The organism is Streptomyces sp. ID05-26A (assembly GCF_033794685.1).
Taxonomy (GTDB): Bacteria; Actinomycetota; Actinomycetes; order Mycobacteriales; family Pseudonocardiaceae; genus Lentzea.
This window is the reverse complement of record NZ_JARAYZ010000001.1, coordinates 1,955,602-1,971,582: the sequence shown is the minus strand read 5'-3', so window position 1 is coordinate 1,971,582 and position 15,981 is coordinate 1,955,602. Positions and strand designations below refer to the sequence as shown.

14 protein-coding genes and 1 riboswitch are annotated in these 15,981 nt (G+C 68.1%); of the genes, 10 read left to right on the top strand and 4 right to left on the bottom strand.

Annotation, left to right across the window (positions count from 1 at the left end):
* The first annotated feature begins 74 nt into the window (after positions 1–74).
* The 4 genes from dnaK to PV646_RS09740 are packed head-to-tail and all read left to right on the top strand — an operon-like array spanning position 75 to position 4,207.
* Positions 75–1,949 (top strand): molecular chaperone DnaK, encoded by a 1,875-nt coding sequence (gene dnaK, locus PV646_RS09755; RefSeq protein WP_500341102.1) that lies wholly within the window; start codon positions 75–77, stop codon positions 1,947–1,949.
* On the top strand, positions 1,946–2,572 hold the full coding sequence (gene grpE, locus PV646_RS09750) for a nucleotide exchange factor GrpE (protein WP_500341101.1): 627 nt from the start codon (positions 1,946–1,948) through the stop codon (positions 2,570–2,572). Before dnaK ends, grpE begins: the two co-directional genes overlap by 4 nt.
* A gap of 34 nt (positions 2,573–2,606) precedes the next feature.
* On the top strand, positions 2,607–3,773 hold the full coding sequence (dnaJ, locus tag PV646_RS09745) for a molecular chaperone DnaJ (RefSeq protein ID WP_500341100.1): 1,167 nt from the start codon (positions 2,607–2,609) through the stop codon (positions 3,771–3,773).
* 5 nt (positions 3,774–3,778) lie between these two features.
* The gene (locus PV646_RS09740; RefSeq protein WP_191297829.1) at positions 3,779–4,207 is read left to right on the top strand and encodes a heat shock protein transcriptional repressor HspR; all 429 of its coding nucleotides are present in this window, start codon (positions 3,779–3,781) and stop codon (positions 4,205–4,207) included.
* Positions 4,208–4,618: 411 nt separating this feature from the next.
* On the opposite strand, the gene PV646_RS09735 is transcribed toward PV646_RS09740, so the two are convergent.
* Complete coding sequence (locus PV646_RS09735; protein WP_500341099.1) at positions 4,619–5,518, bottom strand: SDR family oxidoreductase; 900 nt, start codon at positions 5,516–5,518, stop codon at positions 4,619–4,621.
* An 85-nt stretch (positions 5,519–5,603) separates the two neighbouring features.
* On the opposite strand from PV646_RS09735, the gene PV646_RS09730 reads away from it, so the two are divergent.
* Positions 5,604–6,179 (top strand): TetR/AcrR family transcriptional regulator, encoded by a 576-nt coding sequence (locus tag PV646_RS09730; protein ID WP_500341098.1) that lies wholly within the window; start codon positions 5,604–5,606, stop codon positions 6,177–6,179.
* Here PV646_RS09730 and glyA read toward each other — a convergent pair.
* Together glyA and PV646_RS09720 are read right to left on the bottom strand one after the other, a co-directional pair.
* Positions 6,162–7,379: a serine hydroxymethyltransferase gene (gene glyA, locus PV646_RS09725; RefSeq protein WP_500341097.1), complete on the bottom strand. Its 1,218-nt coding sequence runs from the start codon at positions 7,377–7,379 to the stop codon at positions 6,162–6,164. The two genes, PV646_RS09730 and glyA, sit on opposite strands and share 18 nt — an antisense overlap.
* Before the next feature lie 13 nt (positions 7,380–7,392).
* Positions 7,393–7,477, bottom strand: a riboswitch (ZMP/ZTP riboswitch).
* Positions 7,478–7,483: 6 nt separating this feature from the next.
* Positions 7,484–8,587: an FAD-binding oxidoreductase gene (locus tag PV646_RS09720; protein ID WP_452250529.1), complete on the bottom strand. Its 1,104-nt coding sequence runs from the start codon at positions 8,585–8,587 to the stop codon at positions 7,484–7,486.
* A 314-nt stretch (positions 8,588–8,901) separates the two neighbouring features.
* On the opposite strand from PV646_RS09720, the gene PV646_RS09715 reads away from it, so the two are divergent.
* A complete protein-coding gene (locus PV646_RS09715; RefSeq protein WP_500341096.1) occupies positions 8,902–9,534 on the top strand; it encodes a pyridoxamine 5'-phosphate oxidase family protein in 633 nt (210 codons plus the stop codon).
* A gap of 544 nt (positions 9,535–10,078) precedes the next feature.
* On the top strand, positions 10,079–11,746 hold the full coding sequence (locus tag PV646_RS09710; RefSeq protein ID WP_500341095.1) for an MDR family MFS transporter: 1,668 nt from the start codon (positions 10,079–10,081) through the stop codon (positions 11,744–11,746).
* Here the strand turns inward: PV646_RS09710 and PV646_RS09705 are convergent.
* On the bottom strand, positions 11,644–12,027 hold the full coding sequence (locus PV646_RS09705) for a VOC family protein (protein WP_500341094.1): 384 nt from the start codon (positions 12,025–12,027) through the stop codon (positions 11,644–11,646). The two genes, PV646_RS09710 and PV646_RS09705, sit on opposite strands and share 103 nt — an antisense overlap.
* A gap of 126 nt (positions 12,028–12,153) precedes the next feature.
* Between PV646_RS09705 and clpB the strand changes: the two genes are divergently transcribed.
* The 3 genes from clpB (at position 12,154) to PV646_RS09690 (ending at position 15,933) form a co-directional block, all read left to right on the top strand.
* Positions 12,154–14,736, top strand: coding sequence for an ATP-dependent chaperone ClpB (gene clpB / locus PV646_RS09700; protein WP_500341093.1), 2,583 nt, complete (start codon positions 12,154–12,156; stop codon positions 14,734–14,736).
* Positions 14,733–15,125 (top strand): hypothetical protein, encoded by a 393-nt coding sequence (locus PV646_RS09695; RefSeq protein ID WP_500341092.1) that lies wholly within the window; start codon positions 14,733–14,735, stop codon positions 15,123–15,125. The genes clpB and PV646_RS09695 overlap by 4 nt, the downstream gene beginning before the upstream one ends.
* 73 nt (positions 15,126–15,198) lie before the next feature.
* Positions 15,199–15,933: a TtfA family protein gene (locus PV646_RS09690; RefSeq protein ID WP_030477725.1), complete on the top strand. Its 735-nt coding sequence runs from the start codon at positions 15,199–15,201 to the stop codon at positions 15,931–15,933.
* Positions 15,934–15,981: the final 48 nt, after the last annotated feature.

Here is a 15,981-nt window from a genome sequence, read left to right as displayed (position 1 = left end):
GGGTAGGCTCAGGTTTGAGCGGATGGCAAACTTGAGCCAGCAACGCTCAACAAGTACTAGCGGAAGGAACTCCAATGGCGCGTGCAGTCGGCATCGACCTCGGGACGACCAACTCGGTCGTCGCAGTCCTCGAAGGCGGTGAGCCGACGGTCATCGCCAACTCGGAGGGCTCCAGGACGACCCCGTCCATCGTCGCTTTCGCCAAGAACGGCGAGGTCCTCGTGGGCCAGCCCGCGAAGAACCAGGCCGTCACCAACGTCGACCGCACCATCCGTTCGGTCAAGCGCCACGTCGGCACCAACTGGCAGACCGACGAGGTCGACGGCAAGAAGTACACCTCGCAGGAGATCAGCGCGCGCGTGCTGATGAAGCTCAAGCGCGACGCCGAGGCGTACCTGGGTGAAGAGATCACCGACGCGGTCATCACCGTCCCCGCCTACTTCGAGGACGCGCAGCGCCAGGCCACCAAGGAGGCCGGCCAGATCGCGGGCCTCAACGTGCTCCGCATCGTCAACGAGCCGACCTCCGCCGCTCTGGCGTACGGCCTCGACAAGGGCGAGAAGGAGCAGACCATCCTGGTCTTCGACCTCGGTGGCGGCACGTTCGACGTCTCGCTGCTCGAGCTCGGCGACGGCGTGGTCGAGGTCCGTGCGACCTCCGGTGACAACCACCTCGGTGGCGACGACTGGGACCAGCGCGTCGTCGACTGGCTGGTCGAGCGCTTCAAGCAGGCGAACGGCATCGACCTGACCAAGGACAAGATGGCCCTCCAGCGCATCCGTGAGGCTGCGGAGAAGGCCAAGATCGAGCTGTCCAGCTCGTCCCAGGCGTCGATCAACCTGCCGTACATCACCGTCGACGGTGACAAGAACCCGCTGTTCCTCGACGAGACGCTGTCCCGCGCCGAGTTCCAGCGCATCACCAACGACCTGCTCGAGCGCACCCGCGCGCCGTTCAACAACGTGATCAAGGACGCCGGTGTCTCCGTCGGCGACATCGACCACGTCGTGCTCGTCGGCGGCTCGACCCGCATGCCCGCCGTCGCGGAGCTCGTCAAGGAGCTGACCGGCGGCCGCGAGCCCAACAAGGGCGTGAACCCGGACGAGGTCGTCGCCGTCGGCGCCGCCCTGCAGGCCGGTGTCCTCAAGGGTGAGGTCAAGGACGTCCTGCTGCTCGACGTCACCCCGCTGTCCCTCGGCATCGAGACCAAGGGCGGCATCATGACCAAGCTGATCGAGCGCAACACCACGATCCCGACGAAGCGCTCCGAGACCTTCACGACCGCTGACGACAGCCAGCCGTCCGTGCAGATCCAGGTCTTCCAGGGCGAGCGCGAGATCGCGGCCCACAACAAGAAGCTCGGCATGTTCGAGCTGACCGGCCTGCCGCCCGCCCCCCGTGGCGTGCCGCAGATCGAGGTCACCTTCGACATCGACGCGAACGGCATCGTCCACGTGTCGGCGAAGGACCTGGGCACCGGCAAGGAGCAGTCGATGACGATCACCGGTGGCTCCGCGCTGCCGAAGGACGACATCGACCGCATGGTCAAGGACGCCGAGGCCCACGCGGAGGAGGACAAGCGCCGCCGCGAGGAGGCCGAGGTCCGCAACCAGGCCGAGACGCTGGTCTACCAGACGGAGAAGGTCGTCAAGGAGAACGACGACAAGCTCCCGGCCGAGATCAAGGACAAGGTCAACGCCGCTATCGCCGAGGCGACCGAGGCGCTCAAGGGCACCGACATCGCCGCCATCAAGACGGCGGTCGAGAAGCTCGCGACCGAGTCCCAGGCCATCGGCCAGGCGATCTACGCCAACGCTCCGGGTGCTCCCGGCGCCGAGGCCCCTGGTGCCGACGCGCCGGGTGCCGCTGGTGCGGGCGCCGGTGCCGGTGCGAAGAAGGACGACGACGTCGTCGACGCCGAGATCGTGGACGAGGACGAGAAGAAGTGACCGAACCGAGGCACGCCGCCCCTGACGAGGAGCAGCCTCAGGTAGTCGTGAACGACCGGCGCCGGATCGACCCCGAAACGGGTGAGGTCCGGGCGCCGGCCCACGCTGCCGACGAGGAAGGTGCTGCTCCGGCCGAACCCCTGGTCGCCGAGGTCGTGGACGAGGTCGCCGCCGAGCTGAAGACCCAGCTCGACGAGCGCACCGCGGACCTGCAGCGGCTCACCGCCGAGTACGCGAACTACCGCAAGCGGGTGGAACGCGACCGGGAAGCGGTGATCAACAACGCGAAGGCGTCCGTCGCCTCCGAACTGCTCTCCGTGCTGGACGACATCGAGCGGGCCGCCGCGCACGGCGACCTGACCGGTGCCTTCAAGGCGGTCGCGGACAAGCTCGTGTCCACGCTGCAGAAGACCGGCCTGGAGCCGTTCGCGCACGACGGCGAGGCGTTCGACCCGTCGGTGCACGAGGCCGTGCAGCACAGCACGTCCCCGGACGTCGACGGCCCGACCGTCACCGCTGTCCTGCGTCGTGGCTACACGTTCGGCGACAAGCTCGTCCGGCCCGCGCTCGTCGCGGTGACCGATCACGAGCCCGCCGCCGCAGCGCCGTCCGAAGAAGTCTGAGTTCTATTCCTCTAGGGGAAGGAGGAGCCGTCCGGTGAGTCAGAGGGACTGGATCGAGAAGGACTTCTACCGCGAGCTGGGCGTCTCCTCCGAGGCGTCCGCGGACGAGATCAAGAAGTCGTACCGCAAGCTCGCCCGTGAGCTGCACCCCGACGCGAACCCCGGTGACGCCAAGGCCGAGGCCCGCTTCAAGGCGGTCTCCGAGGCCTACGGCGTGCTGTCGGACCCGGCCAAGCGCAAGCAGTACGACGAGGCTCGCCGCCTGTTCGCGGGCGGCGGTGGCTTCCCGGGCTCCGGCGGCTTCGGCTCCGGCGGGTTCGACGTCAACGACCTGTTCGGCCGTGCCGCGCAGGGGACCGGTGGTGGCGGCCTGGGCGACCTGCTCGGCGGGCTGTTCAACCGGCGCGGTGGCGGCACGGCTCCCGGGTCGGCCACGCGTCCGCGTCGTGGCGAGGACGTCGAGACCGACGTCCGCATCGACTTCACCGAGGCGGTGAAGGGGGCGACGGTGCCGTTGCGCCTGTCGTCCCCCGCCGCCTGCACGACGTGCAGCGGTTCCGGCGCCAAGCCGGGCACCACGCCGCACACCTGCGCCACCTGCTCGGGTTCCGGCCTGGTCACGAGGTCGCAGGGCGCGTTCGCGTTCAGCGAGCCGTGCCGCGACTGCCGCGGCACCGGCCGGATCATCGACGACCCGTGCCCCGAGTGCGGGGGTGACGGCGTCAGCACCCGCACCCGCACCCTGACCGTCCGGATCCCCTCGGGGGTCGACGACGGCCAGCGGATCCGCCTTGCGGGACAAGGCGAACCGGGGCGCAACGGTGGCCCGAGCGGCGACCTGTTCGTGCGCGTGCACGTCAACCCGCACAGCGTGTTCGGCCGTCAGGGCAACGACCTGACGCTGACGGCGCCGATGACGTTCTCCGAGCTCGCGCTCGGAACCACGTTGACCGTGCCCACGCTGGACGGCAAGGTTTCCCTGAAGGTGCCCGCCGGTACGGCTTCGGGGCGCGTGCTGCGGGCGCGGGGCAAGGGGATCACGAAGCGGGACGGGACCGCGGGGGATCTCCTGATCACCCTGGAGGTCGCCGTGCCGAACAACCTGTCGTCCGAGGCCCGCAAGGCCCTCGAGGCGTACGCCGACGTGACGAGCGATCATGACCCGCGCGGTGACCTGAACGCGCTGCTTGAAGGGCGGTGAGTTCGGTGGGTTTTCCCTTCCCTCCCGGGACTGATGAAGACACGCCGTTCTTCGTGATCTCGGTGGCGGCCCAGCTGTCGGGCCTGCACGCCCAGACCCTGCGGTCCTACGACCGGCTGGGCCTGGTCTCGCCGGGCCGCACCAACGGTGGTGGCCGCCGCTACTCGATGCGGGACATCGTGCTGCTGCGCGAGGTCCAGCGCCTCTCGCAGGACGAGGGCGTGAACCTCGCCGGCATCAAGCGGATCATCGACCTGGAAAACCAGGTGGACGCTCTGCAGTCGCGGGTTGTAGAACTCCAGCAGGAACTTGCACAAGCCTTGGCGGCGGCCGATTCCACGGCCGCCGCGGTGCACGCTTCCTATCGTCGTGATCTCGTGCCGATCCGGCAGGAGACCGCCCTCGTCGTCTGGAAACCGAAGCCCCGCAAATGATCGAGCGCCTGTACGACGTCTTCGCGATGCCGCGTCCGCGAGTGGTCGAGTTCTGAGACCACCGCATGGACGCGGCGTCGCGCCGTTCGCCACGGTTCCCTTGCGGGAGTTGACTTTCAGGCAGGGGTCCGACGGTCTGTCGGACGGGCACCGCGGTCACTCGGACGAGTGAACCTTGTCCTGATCCACGCCTGGCGCCGTCTACTAGATGTCCGGAAACCATGATCACCTTCCCCGCAAGCGGAAGGTGGCGGGCGGCGACGGCGAGAGGGCGACCACAGCGGCAGGCGATCGAGAGGTGCTGCGAACCCATGCCGGCCACGGTGGCCGGACTGGTGCGTGAAGGCCTGGAACGCCGGTCCGTCGCGCGTATCAGCGGCGGGCCCTCCAGGGCTCCCAAGCCCTCGAAGCTCAGCCTTGCTCGAAGTAGAACCCGCTCTCCAGGTCCTCCAGCAGGCCGGGCTCCGTCGGTTCCCACCCCAGCAACGCCTTCGTGCGTGCGCCGGACGTCGGCGCGTCCCGCGAGACCATGAACGCGAGCGGGCCGAAGTGCTCCTGCGCGCGTTCCGCCGGGATGCTCTCGACGGGCACGTCCAGCTTCCGTCCGATGACCTCGGCGATCTCCCGCATCGTGATGGCCTCCTCGGCGACCGCGTGCAGGATCGACTGTGCCGGAGCCTTCTCCGCGGCCAGCCGGTAGAGCCGGGCCGCGTCCACCGTGTGCGCGGCGGACCAGCGGTTCGTGCCGTCGCCGGGGTAACCGGAAACCCCCGTGGCGCGGGCGGTTCTGACCAGGATCGGGATGAAGCCGGCGGTGTCGAGTGCACTGTGGACGGTCGGTGGCAAGACCACGACCGCGCCCCGGACGTTCGCGGCGTCGACGATGGCGTTGCGGGCGGCACCGCGAGGGCTCTCGCTGGAGACCCGTTCCTCTTCGGTGGCCGTGCGGCCGAGACCCGAGTACGACAGCGTGCCGCCGGTGCCGATCAGCGCCTTGCCGGTGCCGGACAGCTCGTCGAGGAACGCCTGGACCACGGAGAGGTCGGCGTCCGAGGCGCCCTGGTAGTCACCCGCGTACATCTCCTCGTGCTTGAACGCCAGGTGGATCACGGCGTCCGCCTCGGCCGCGCCCTTGCGCAGCACGTCGAGGTCGTCCAGATCGCCGAGCCGGACCGCGGCGCCCTGGGCGTCGAGCTTGGCGGCGGACGCGTCCGAGCGCGCCAGTCCGGTGACCTGGTGGCCTGCTCGCAGCAGTTCGGGAACCAGCGCTGAACCGACGTGGCCGCTGGCGCCCGTGACGAAGACCTTCATGTGCTTGTCCTTCGAAGTGATGGGACTTGGTCTCATCACCGTAGCAGAGTGATGGGACTGAGTCGCATCACTTAGGATGTGCGTCATGGGTCGATGGGAGCCGGACGCGCGGGAGCGGTTGGTGCGCGCCGCACTCGACCTGTTCGACGAGCAGGGGTACGAGAACACCGCGGTCGCGCAGATCGCCGAGCGCGCGGGCCTCACGAAGAGCACGTTCTTCCGGCACTTCCGGGACAAGCGCGAGGTGCTGTTCGGTGGCCAGGACGTGCTGGCCGAGCTGATGACCTCGGCGATCGCGGAGGCTCCCGCGGAGGCGTCGCCGCTGGACGTGGTCGAGGCGGCGCTGGTGGCGACGGCCGTGACGTTCACCGAGGAGCGGCGGGCGCACGGGCCGCAGCGGCTGGCGGTGATCGCGAGCAACGACGAGCTGCGTGAGCGGTCCGCGTTGAAGATGGTCGGGTTCGCCGTGGCGATGACGGACGCGTTGAAGCGGCGCGGGGTGCCGGAGCTGGAGGCCGCGGTGGCCGCTGAACTGGGCGTGCTGGCGTTCAACCACGGCTACGAGCGCTGGCTGCCGACCGGCGGGGACTTCGCGGAAGTCGCCCGCCGGACGTTCAGCGAGGTGCGTGAGGCCGTGGGAAGGCTAGAGCGAGCCGAGTAGCTCGCCGACCTCGGCGGCGATGCGGTCCAGCGCCTGGTCGTTGTCGTGGGCGGCGATCGCGCGGTCCATCCAGTCCGCGATCAACGGCATCTGCTCGGGCTTGAGGCCGCGCGTGGTGACCCCGGCCGTGCCGAGGCGGATGCCGGACGGGTCGAACGGCTTGCGGGTGTCGAACGGGACCGCGTTGTAGTTCAGCTCGATGCCCGCCCGGTCCAGCGCCCTGGCCGCCGGCTTGCCGCCGACCAGCTTGGACGTCAGGTCGATCAGGACCAGGTGGTTGTCCGTGCCGCCGGAGACCAGGTCGAAGCCGCGGTCCAGCAATGCGTCCGCGAGTGCTTGCGCGTTCTTCACGATCATGTGCGCGTACTCGCGGAACTCGGGCTGGGCGGCTTCGTGCAGGGCCACGGCGATGGCGGCCGTCGTGTGGTCGTGCGGACCGCCCTGCAGACCGGGGAAGACCGCCCGGTCGATGGCCTTCGCGTGCTCGGCGTCGCACAGGATCATGGCGCCGCGCGGGCCCCGGAGCGTCTTGTGCGTGGTCGTGGTGATCACTGGCGCGTGCCCGACGGGCGACGGGTGGGCACCGCCCGCGACGAGGCCGGCGATGTGCGCGATGTCGGCGACCAGAACCGCGCCGATCTCCCTCGCGATCTCCGCGAAGGCCGGGAAGTCGATGGTGCGCGGGATCGCCGTGCCGCCGCAGAAGATCACCTTCGGGCGTTCGGCCAGCGCGAGCGCGCGGACCTCGTCCATGTCGACGACACCGGTGTCCTTGCGGACCTCGTACTGGACCGCGGAGAACCACTTGCCGGTCGCGGACACGCCCCATCCGTGCGTGAGGTGGCCGCCCATCGGCAGGGACATGCCCATCACGGTGTCACCCGGCTGCAGGAACGCCAGGTAGACGGCGAGGTTCGCCGGGGCGCCGGACAGCGGCTGGACGTTCGCGTGGTCCACGCCGAACAGCGACTTCGCCCGGTCGATGGCGAGCTGTTCGACCTGGTCGATGATCTGCTGGCCCTCGTAGTACCGCTTGCCGGGGTAGCCCTCGGAGTACTTGTTCGTCAGCACCGAGCCTGTTGCCTCAAGCACGGCTGACGACACGTCGTTCTCGGACGCGATCATGCGCAGCTTGCTGGCCTGACGGCGTTCCTCTGCCTGGATGAGGGTGGCGATCTCGGGATCGACTTCGCGCAGCACGGCATCACTCCGTGCCGGGCACCCAGGCGTTCGGTGCGCTCGGCCGTCGCTTCCCGGTGGTCAGTTCCACCCTCGGCACGCCAGTCGCTTACGACGTGCCGAGTTTAGTCCAGCGTGAACGGGTCGTACTTGATCCGGTCGAGAGGAGTTCCGGCGACGAGCATCCGGGACACCGTCGACCTGATCATGGCCGGGCTGCCGCAGACCAGGACGTCCCGGTCCTCCCACGCGCCGTAGCGGGTGACCACGTCGGCGAGGCTGCCCTGCTCGACACCTCGGACGCCGGGGTCCGACTCCAGCACCGGCACGACCGTGAGCCACGGGTTCGTGGTCGCGATGCGCTGCAGGTTGTCCAGGTCGTAGAGGTCCTCGCGGGTGCGGCCGCCGTAGAACAGGTGCACGCGCGGGTTCTCGCCGTACTGCGACATCTCGTCGATGATCGCGTGCATCGGGGCGACACCCGTCCCACCGGCCACCATCAGGATGTCGGTCCCGGTCGTGCGGTCGACCGACAGACGTCCCATGGGCGGTCCGATGCGCCACGTGTCACCGGCCTGCGTGTGGCCGACCACCGAGCGGGACACCCAGCCGCCGTCGACGGACCGGATGTGGAACTCGATGACGCCGTCCTCGCGCGGTGCGTTCGCCGGCGAGTAGTACCGCCACAGGCGCTTGCGCTGCGGGGTCTCCACGCTGACGTACTGACCGGCCTTGTAGCTCACCGGGTGGTCCGGCTGCAGGCGCACGACGGCTAGGTCCCACGAGACGCGCTGGTGCTCCAGCACCGTCGCGTGCCAGTAGGCGGGCCCGTTGTCGGCGTCGGCCGCCTCCTGCATCGCCCTGGCCATGAGGGTGTAGGCCTCGGCCCACGCCATCTCGACCTTGGGCGTCCAGGCGGCGCCGGAGAACTTCTTCACCGCGGACAGCAGTGCGGTCCCGACCGCCTCGTAGTGGACGTTGATGACACCGAACTTCCGGTGGTCACGGCCCAGCTGACGTAGGAAGGGGATCAGGTCGTCCGGGCGGTCGACCATCTGCACCACGTGCACGAGGGCGCGCAGCAGACGGCTGCGTTGCACCTCCATGTTCGCGGGGAACATCTCGCGTGTGGCAGGCGAGAGCGAGAAGAGCATTCCGTAGAAGAACTTCGCCACTTCTTCGGAGTGCGGCTCCACCACCGCGAAGCTCTCCCGGATCATCCGCACCATCGCGGTGACACCAGGCGGGGGTTCTCGGTGGGGCGGGGTAGGGATGGGGCTCAGCACAGCGTTCGCAGTCATGGTCCGCGCGCAGTCTCCACGTTCTTCATCGTCGTTCTCAGTGGCGCCGGCAAGGCGCTCGTCCTCGTCAAGCATCCGTCCCCCGACAGGGTGGACAGTAACCCCTGATCGGGCTGTTTGACTCCTTGATGCCACCTTCGAGCGAAGCATGGTCACTGTATGTGTTTAGTTGTTACCGCAACAGTGTGAATGTGAGGGTCCGTCTGTACCGGGTTGCGTGCTTGCGTGCTTGGGTTGGGCGCGTGTCCCTGCCTGAGCTGACTGAAACCACCTCACCCGACCGTGTTGAGCAACCAGGCTCACGCGGTGAGCACTTCCTCCAATGTGCCCTGGAGACGTCCGATCGCGCCACGCGCTTCTACTCGGACCAGGTTCTCGATCACCTCAACCCCGTGATGGCCGCCTTCGTGGCCAAGATGGAGATGGCGTTCATCTCGACCGCCGATGCGGACGGGGAGTGCGACTCCTCGCTGCGGGCAGGGTCGGCCGGGTTTCTGCACGTGGTCGACTCGCGGACGTTGGTGTACCCCGAGTACCGGGGGAACGGGGTCATGGCGTCTCTCGGGAACATCATGGAGAACCCGCACGTCGGGATGTTGATGCTGGACTTCACGGAGGACCTGATCGGGCTGCACGTGAACGGGTCTGCGCGGATCGCTCCGTTCGAGGAGTTCGCTGAGTTGGCCGTGGAGGATCGGAAGATCGAGCGGTGGGTGGTGGTGTCTGTCGAGGAGGCCTACATCCACTGTCGCAAGCACATCCCCCGGATGGTTCCCGTGGATCGGATCCGGGATTGGGGGACTGATGACGTTCGGCGGAAGGGTGGGGACTTTTTCGAGGTCAAGGCTCGGAAGAGTGCTCAGGTTGATGCTTGACGCGGCTCGTGCGGGTGGTCGCCTTGCGATCCGCGACCAGGCGGGTGGTCACCTTGCGAGTGGCGGGTCACTGCTGCGTGCTTCCCCTGGGGCTCTGCCCCAGACCCCGGCAATCTGATCAGGGGGCCCGCGCCACCCGTAGGTAGATGGCACGCCTGTTGCTGAGGGCGGCTGCCTGTTGCTTAGAAGGTTGCGTTGGTGGTGTGTCCCATCACGAGCCGCACCAGAGCGGGCCACATGCCTGAAGGGGTGTCAAGCGGACGAAAAGCGTGTCCGCTTGACACCCCTTCAGGCATGCAGCAAGGGCTGTGGCGCGACTCGTGATGGGACACACCACCCCTCTGTCTTGGCTCAAAGCGAAAAGCCAAGCCAAGCGCCTCGGCTTCGCCGTCGGGGGTGCTCGCCTTCGGCCTCGCGTGCGATCCGGGCTTGAGCGCGGGGCGTGATGCTGGGTGTGACCGATCAGCCACCGAATTAGTTGGCCTTGCTAAGTATCTCCAGATATAGTTGTATGACATCAACTAATTGCTGGAGGTGTGCCGGTTTGACTCGGCCCTCGTCTCATCGGGAGATCCTCGAAGCGCTGTCCGGTATCTGGGTGGCGTTGCTCGTTGCGATCCTCAGCTCGACCATCGTCTCGAACGCTCTCCCGACGATCCTGGCCGACCTCAAAGGCACGCAGACGCAGTACACGTGGGTCATCACGGCGATGTTGCTGGCTTCTACGGCCAGCACGCCGTTGTGGGGGAAGCTCGCGGATCTCTTCGACAAGAAGAAGTTGTTGCAGGCGGCGATCGTGCTGTTCGTCGTCGGGTCTGTGCTGTCCGGGTTCAGTTCGAACATGGAGCAGCTCATCTCGTTCCGGGTCGTGCAGGGGCTCGGGATGGGTGGTGTGCAGGCGCTGGGGCAGGTTGTCGTCGGGGCGCTCCTGAGTCCTCGGGAGCGTGGGCGGTACAGCGGGTACACCGGGATGGTGATCTCCGCTGGCACTGTCGGTGGGCCGTTGGTCGGTGGGTTCCTCGTCGACTGGCCTGGGTGGCGGTGGTGTTTCTTCGTCTGCGTGCCGTTGGCGTTGGTGGCGTTGGCCGTCTTGCACAAGACGTTGCACCTGCCGGTGAAGAAGCAGCACGTGAAGATCGACTACCTCGGGGCCACGCTGATCACCGGTGGTGTCAGTCTGGTGCTGATGTGGGTGTCGTTCGCCGGTAAGGACTTCGCCTGGGTGAGTCGGGAGAGTGCGCTGTTCGTCGGCGGTGCGCTGTTGGCGCTGGTGGGGGCCTACTTCGTGGAGCGGCGGGCTTCTGCGCCGGTCATTCCGCTGCACCTGTTCAAGAACCGGACCGTGGTGCTCGCGATGTTCGGTGGGGTCGCGGTCGGGACGGCGATGTTCGGGGCCTCGGTGTTCATGGGGCAGTACTTCCAGATCGCCCGTGGGTTCTCGCCCACCAAGGCCGGGCTGTTGACGGTGCCGTTGGTGCTCGGGCTGAGCATCTCGTCGACCGTCAGCGGGCAGCTGATCGCCAAGAGCGGAAAGTGGAAGAGCTTCCTGGTCTGGGGGGCGTTCTCGCTGGTCGTCGGGTTGGCGTTGCTGGGGACCATCGATCATCGGACGAACCTGGTGTTGATGGGTGGCTACCTGGCGCTGGTCGGTGTTGGTGTCGGGCTGACCATGCAGAACCTGGTGCTGGCCGTGCAGAACGGTGTCGGGATGGCTGACCTTGGGGCGGCGAGCTCCACTGCCACGTTCCTGCGGTCGTTGGGTGGGACGGCCGGCGTCTCGGTGCTCGGGGCGGTGCTGGCTGCCTCGGTGAGCACGAAGACGCTCGACCCCGGTTCCCTCTCCCCAGTGGTGCGCGATTCCTACGGTGACGCGATGGGTGAGTTGTTCCTCATCGCCGCTGGTCTCGCCGTGTTCACGGTCATCGCGGTGTTGCTGATCAAGGAGCAGCCGTTGCGGGACTCGATGGACGACGAGATTGTCACTCCAACGGGTTCTGGTGCACAGACGGTCGCGACTGAGCTTGCCTCACCTGTGGATACTGACCTGCGGATTGTGGACAAGTCAGGGCCTGTTGTGGACAAGTCGTTGGTGCTTTCGAGTGACAATGATCAGGAGGTCGGGGTGCGTTCGGCTGCGCTGCGTTCCACGCAGAACTCGTTGCCCTCCGGGTCGCGCATCGTGACCCAGCCGGTGCCGTCGGGCCTGCGCTGATCGTCGAAGACCGTCGCGCCGATGCCGGCGAGGCGTTCCACCTCCTCGTCGCGGGTGAGGTCTGACGGCTGCAGGTCGAGGTGCAGGCGGTTCTTGAGTTCCTTGTTCTCCGGCACGTTGATGAACAGGTAGCGGATGCCGTTCGGCAGTTCGATCATCGACTCGGGGTCGCCCGGGTTGTCGTCGGGGTGGATCGGCAGGTCGAGGACCTTGCTCCACCAGGAGGCGATCTCGTAGGAGTCGCGCGCGTCGATGGTGATGCTGTGGATGATGGACGTCATGGGCGTGATCATCGCCTGGTCGGCGTGTGATCTGTACCGATTTCAAGGTTGAGCGGAACACGCTCAACTTTTCTGACGTTGTGCGGGATGATGGTCCATGCTGGAGGCTGACCACGAGGTGGAGGAATGGACGCTTTCAACCCGACGACCAAGACGCAGCAGGCCGTGTCCGCGGCGGTGCAGGCCGCGACGCTGAACGGGAACCCGGACGTGGGTTCCGTGCACCTGCTCAGTGCACTGCTGGCGCAGACGGACGGGTTGACCGCGCCGTTGCTGTCGGCCGTGGGGGCCGACCCGGCGCAGGTGCGCAAGGAGCTCGAGCAGCTGTCCCGTTCGCTGCCCAGCGCTTCCGGCTCGACCGTGTCCGCTCCGCAGTTCTCGCGCGACGCCGTGCGGGTGATCAACAAGGCGCAGGAGCTCGCCACCGAGATGGGTGACGAGTACGTGTCGACCGAGCACCTGCTCGTCGGGCTCGCGCAGCACGGCGGGCCGGTGGCGGACCTGCTGCGGCGGCACGGTGCCACGCCGGACGCGCTGACCGAGGCCTTCGCCAAGGTGCGCGGGTCGGCGCGGGTGACGTCGGCCGATCCCGAGGGCACCTACAAGGCGCTGGAGAAGTACGGCGTCGACCTGACCGAACGCGCGCGCAAGGGCGAGCTCGACCCCGTGATCGGCCGTGACGCCGAGATCCGCCGGGTCGTGCAGGTCCTGTCGCGGCGCACCAAGAACAACCCCGTGCTGATCGGCGAGCCCGGTGTCGGCAAGACCGCGATCGTCGAGGGCCTGGCGCAGCGCGTCGTGGCCGGTGACGTGCCGGAGTCGTTGCGCGGCAAGAAGGTCGTGTCCCTGGACCTCGGCTCGATGGTCGCCGGTGCCAAGTACCGCGGTGAGTTCGAGGAACGGCTCAAGGCCGTGCTGAAGGAGATCACCGACTCGGCCGGGCAGATCATCACGTTCATCGACGAGCTGCACACGATCGTCGGTGCCGGCGCGACCGGTGAGTCGGCGATGGACGCCGGCAACATGATCAAGCCGATGCTGGCCCGCGGTGAGCTGCGCATGGTCGGTGCCACGACCCTGGACGAGTACCGCCAGCACATCGAGAAGGACGCCGCCCTGGAACGCCGCTTCCAGCAGGTGCTGGTCGGCGAACCGTCGGTGGAGGACACGGTCGGCATCCTGCGCGGGCTCAAGGAGCGCTACGAGGTGCACCACGGCGTGCGCATCACGGACGCCGCTCTTGTTGCCGCTTCAACGCTTTCGGACCGCTACATCACCGCGCGCTTCCTGCCGGACAAGGCCATCGACCTCGTCGACGAGGCCGCGTCCCGGTTGCGCATGGAGATCGACTCACGGCCTGTGGAGATCGACACCGTCGAACGTGCCGTGCGGCGTCTCGAGATCGAGGAGATGGCGCTGGCCAAGGAGTCCGACGTGGCGTCCGTCGAACGGCTGCACGCGCTGAGGGCCGAGCTCGCGGAGAAGCGCGAGGAACTGGCCGCGCTGACGGCCCGCTGGCAGAACGAGAAGGGCTCCATCGACCGCGTCCGCGGCCTGAAGGAGCAGCTGGAGTCGTTGCGCGGCGAGTCTGAACGCGCTGAGCGCGACGGTGACCTCGGTCGTGCCGCGGAACTGCGCTACGGCCGGATTCCCGAGCTGGAGAAGGAACTCGCCGTCGCCGCGGAGTCCACACAGGACGCCGCGATGCTCAAGGAGGAGGTCGGCCCCGACGACGTCGCGGACGTGGTGGCGGCGTGGACCGGCATCCCGGCCGGCAGGCTGCTGGAGGGCGAGACCGCCAAGCTGCTGCGGATGGAGGACGAGCTCGCCCGCCGGGTCGTCGGCCAGGCCGAGGCCGTGCGCGTCGTGTCGGACGCGGTGCGCAGGACGCGCGCCGGAGTCGCCGACCCGGACCGCCCGACGGGCTCGTTCCTGTTCCTCGGCCCCACCGGCGTCGGCAAGACCGAGCTCGCGAAGGCGCTGGCGGCGTTCCTGTTCGACGACGAGCGGGCGATGATCCGCATCGACATGAGCGAGTACTCCGAGAAGCACTCGGTGGCCCGCCTGGTCGGCGCGCCTCCCGGTTACGTCGGTTACGACCAGGGCGGCCAGCTCACCGAGTCGGTTCGCCGCCGTCCGTACTCGGTCGTGCTGCTGGACGAGGTCGAGAAGGCGCACCCGGACGTGTTCGACGTGCTGCTGCAGGTCCTCGACGACGGCCGGCTCACCGACGGCCAGGGCCGCACGGTCGACTTCCGCAACACGATCCTGGTGCTCACGTCGAACCTGGGTTCGCAGACCATCGTGAACCCGTCGCTCACCGACCTGGAACGGCGCGACGCGGTGATGGCCGTGGTGCAACGGCACTTCAAGCCGGAGTTCCTGAACCGGCTGGACGACGTCGTGGTGTTCCACGCGCTCCTCACCGAGGAGCTGACGTCCATCGTGGACATCCAGATCGCCCGGCTGGCGGACCGGCTCGCGGCTCGCAGGCTGACGCTGGACGTCACGCCGTCGGCCCGCGACTGGCTGGCGCTCAACGGCTTCGACGCGATCTACGGCGCCCGGCCGTTGCGGCGGCTGGTGCAGTCGGCGATCGGTGACCAGCTGGCGAAGGAACTGCTGGCCGGCGAGGTGCGCGACGGCGACACGGTGCGGGTCGACGTGCTGGACGACAACAGCGGCCTGATCGTGGGCCGCACCGCGTGACGTTCGTGAGGTACCAGGCGGCGCAGGCCAACACCAACGGGAACTTCCCCGGCGTCTTCGGACTGGTGAACGGCCTGCGCCGGCGCGGTGAGCTCACCGCGGCACAGGAAGAGTTCGTGCGCGTCGGCAACGCTTGGTACAACGCCGCCTACACCGACCCGTCCACGGTCGACCCGACGGTCTACGACCGGGAGGTCAACCCCGGCGCCCGCGCGTGGTTCAAGGTGGAGGCGACGCACCTCCAAGAGCGCCTGCCGGGGTACCTGGCCCTCCTCGATGCGCACGGGGTGGCGTGGGAGCGGCTGGAGAGCGACGACCCCGGCCGGATCGTCTACGAGGACGCTGATCAGGTCGTCGTGGTGCCGCACTCGTGCGGCTTCTTGACCTGAGGAAAGGCACGCCCAGGTCACGACGCGCGGAAGTGATCTTCGTTCCTCGCCTCCGACCCACTAGGCTCTCGCTGTGGGCATACCGGCGTGGGTCTGGTTCACCGTCGCCGCGGTGGCGGGCGTGGCGGGGTTCGCCCTGCTCGCGACCGACCGGGCGCAACGAACCGCGCGTAATCGTGAACGGCGCCGTTGGGCTGCCCTGCGTGGCTGGCAGTTCGAGGAGACAGACCACGTGCTGCCGACCCGGTGGGAAGCCGGGGCCATCGCGTACTACGGCACGGGCCTCGCCCGGGACGTCGTCGCGGGCTCCACCTTCACCGCGGACGGCCGCAGGCAGGTCTACGTGCTCGACCACGAGACCGGCGGCAAGGTCAACTCCGTGCTGGTCGGCGTGCGCTGCCGCAGGGCGCTGTCGGTGGTGATCGAGCTGTGGCTGTCGACGGTCCCGTTCCAGCGCGACGACGACAAGAAGCCGATGCCCGACATGCTCGGGCCGGTCGGGTCGCGGTACGCGTTCGTCACGGACGTGCCGGCGGCTCGCAAGATCATCACACCGGACCTGATCGACGCCGCCGAGGAGATCGGTGGCGACGTCACGGTCGTCTGGATGGAGAACGACTGGGTGCTGGCCGCCGCGCCGCCGAACTCGTCGCCCGCCCGTCTCGAACGGCTGCTGCGCGACGTCGGTGAGCTCGCGGACGTCATCGACCCGTTCGACCCGGACCCGTCCGAGCGAGAGGAGCCGGTGGCCGAGGAGGACGAGGGCGGCGAGGTCTACCGCCCGTCGTTCGGTCGCAAGCAGCCCTGACGAAACCTTCACCGAAGCCGCTGCCGGACACCCGGCAGCGGCTTTTTC

Bases quoted from the DNA above. Each gene is read 5' to 3' on its own strand.
- dnaK (WP_500341102.1), top strand. From the start codon at position 75: ATGGCGCGTGCAGTCGGCATCGACCTCGGGACGACCAACTCGGTCGTC.
- PV646_RS09735 (WP_500341099.1), bottom strand. From the start codon at position 5,518: ATGAAGGTCTTCGTCACGGGCGCCAGCGGCCACGTCGGTTCAGCGCTG.
- PV646_RS09730 (WP_500341098.1), top strand. From the start codon at position 5,604: ATGGGTCGATGGGAGCCGGACGCGCGGGAGCGGTTGGTGCGCGCCGCA.
- PV646_RS09720 (WP_452250529.1), bottom strand. From the start codon at position 8,587: ATGGTGCGGATGATCCGGGAGAGCTTCGCGGTGGTGGAGCCGCACTCC.
- PV646_RS09705 (WP_500341094.1), bottom strand. From the start codon at position 12,027: ATGACGTCCATCATCCACAGCATCACCATCGACGCGCGCGACTCCTAC.
- clpB (WP_500341093.1), top strand. From the start codon at position 12,154: ATGGACGCTTTCAACCCGACGACCAAGACGCAGCAGGCCGTGTCCGCG.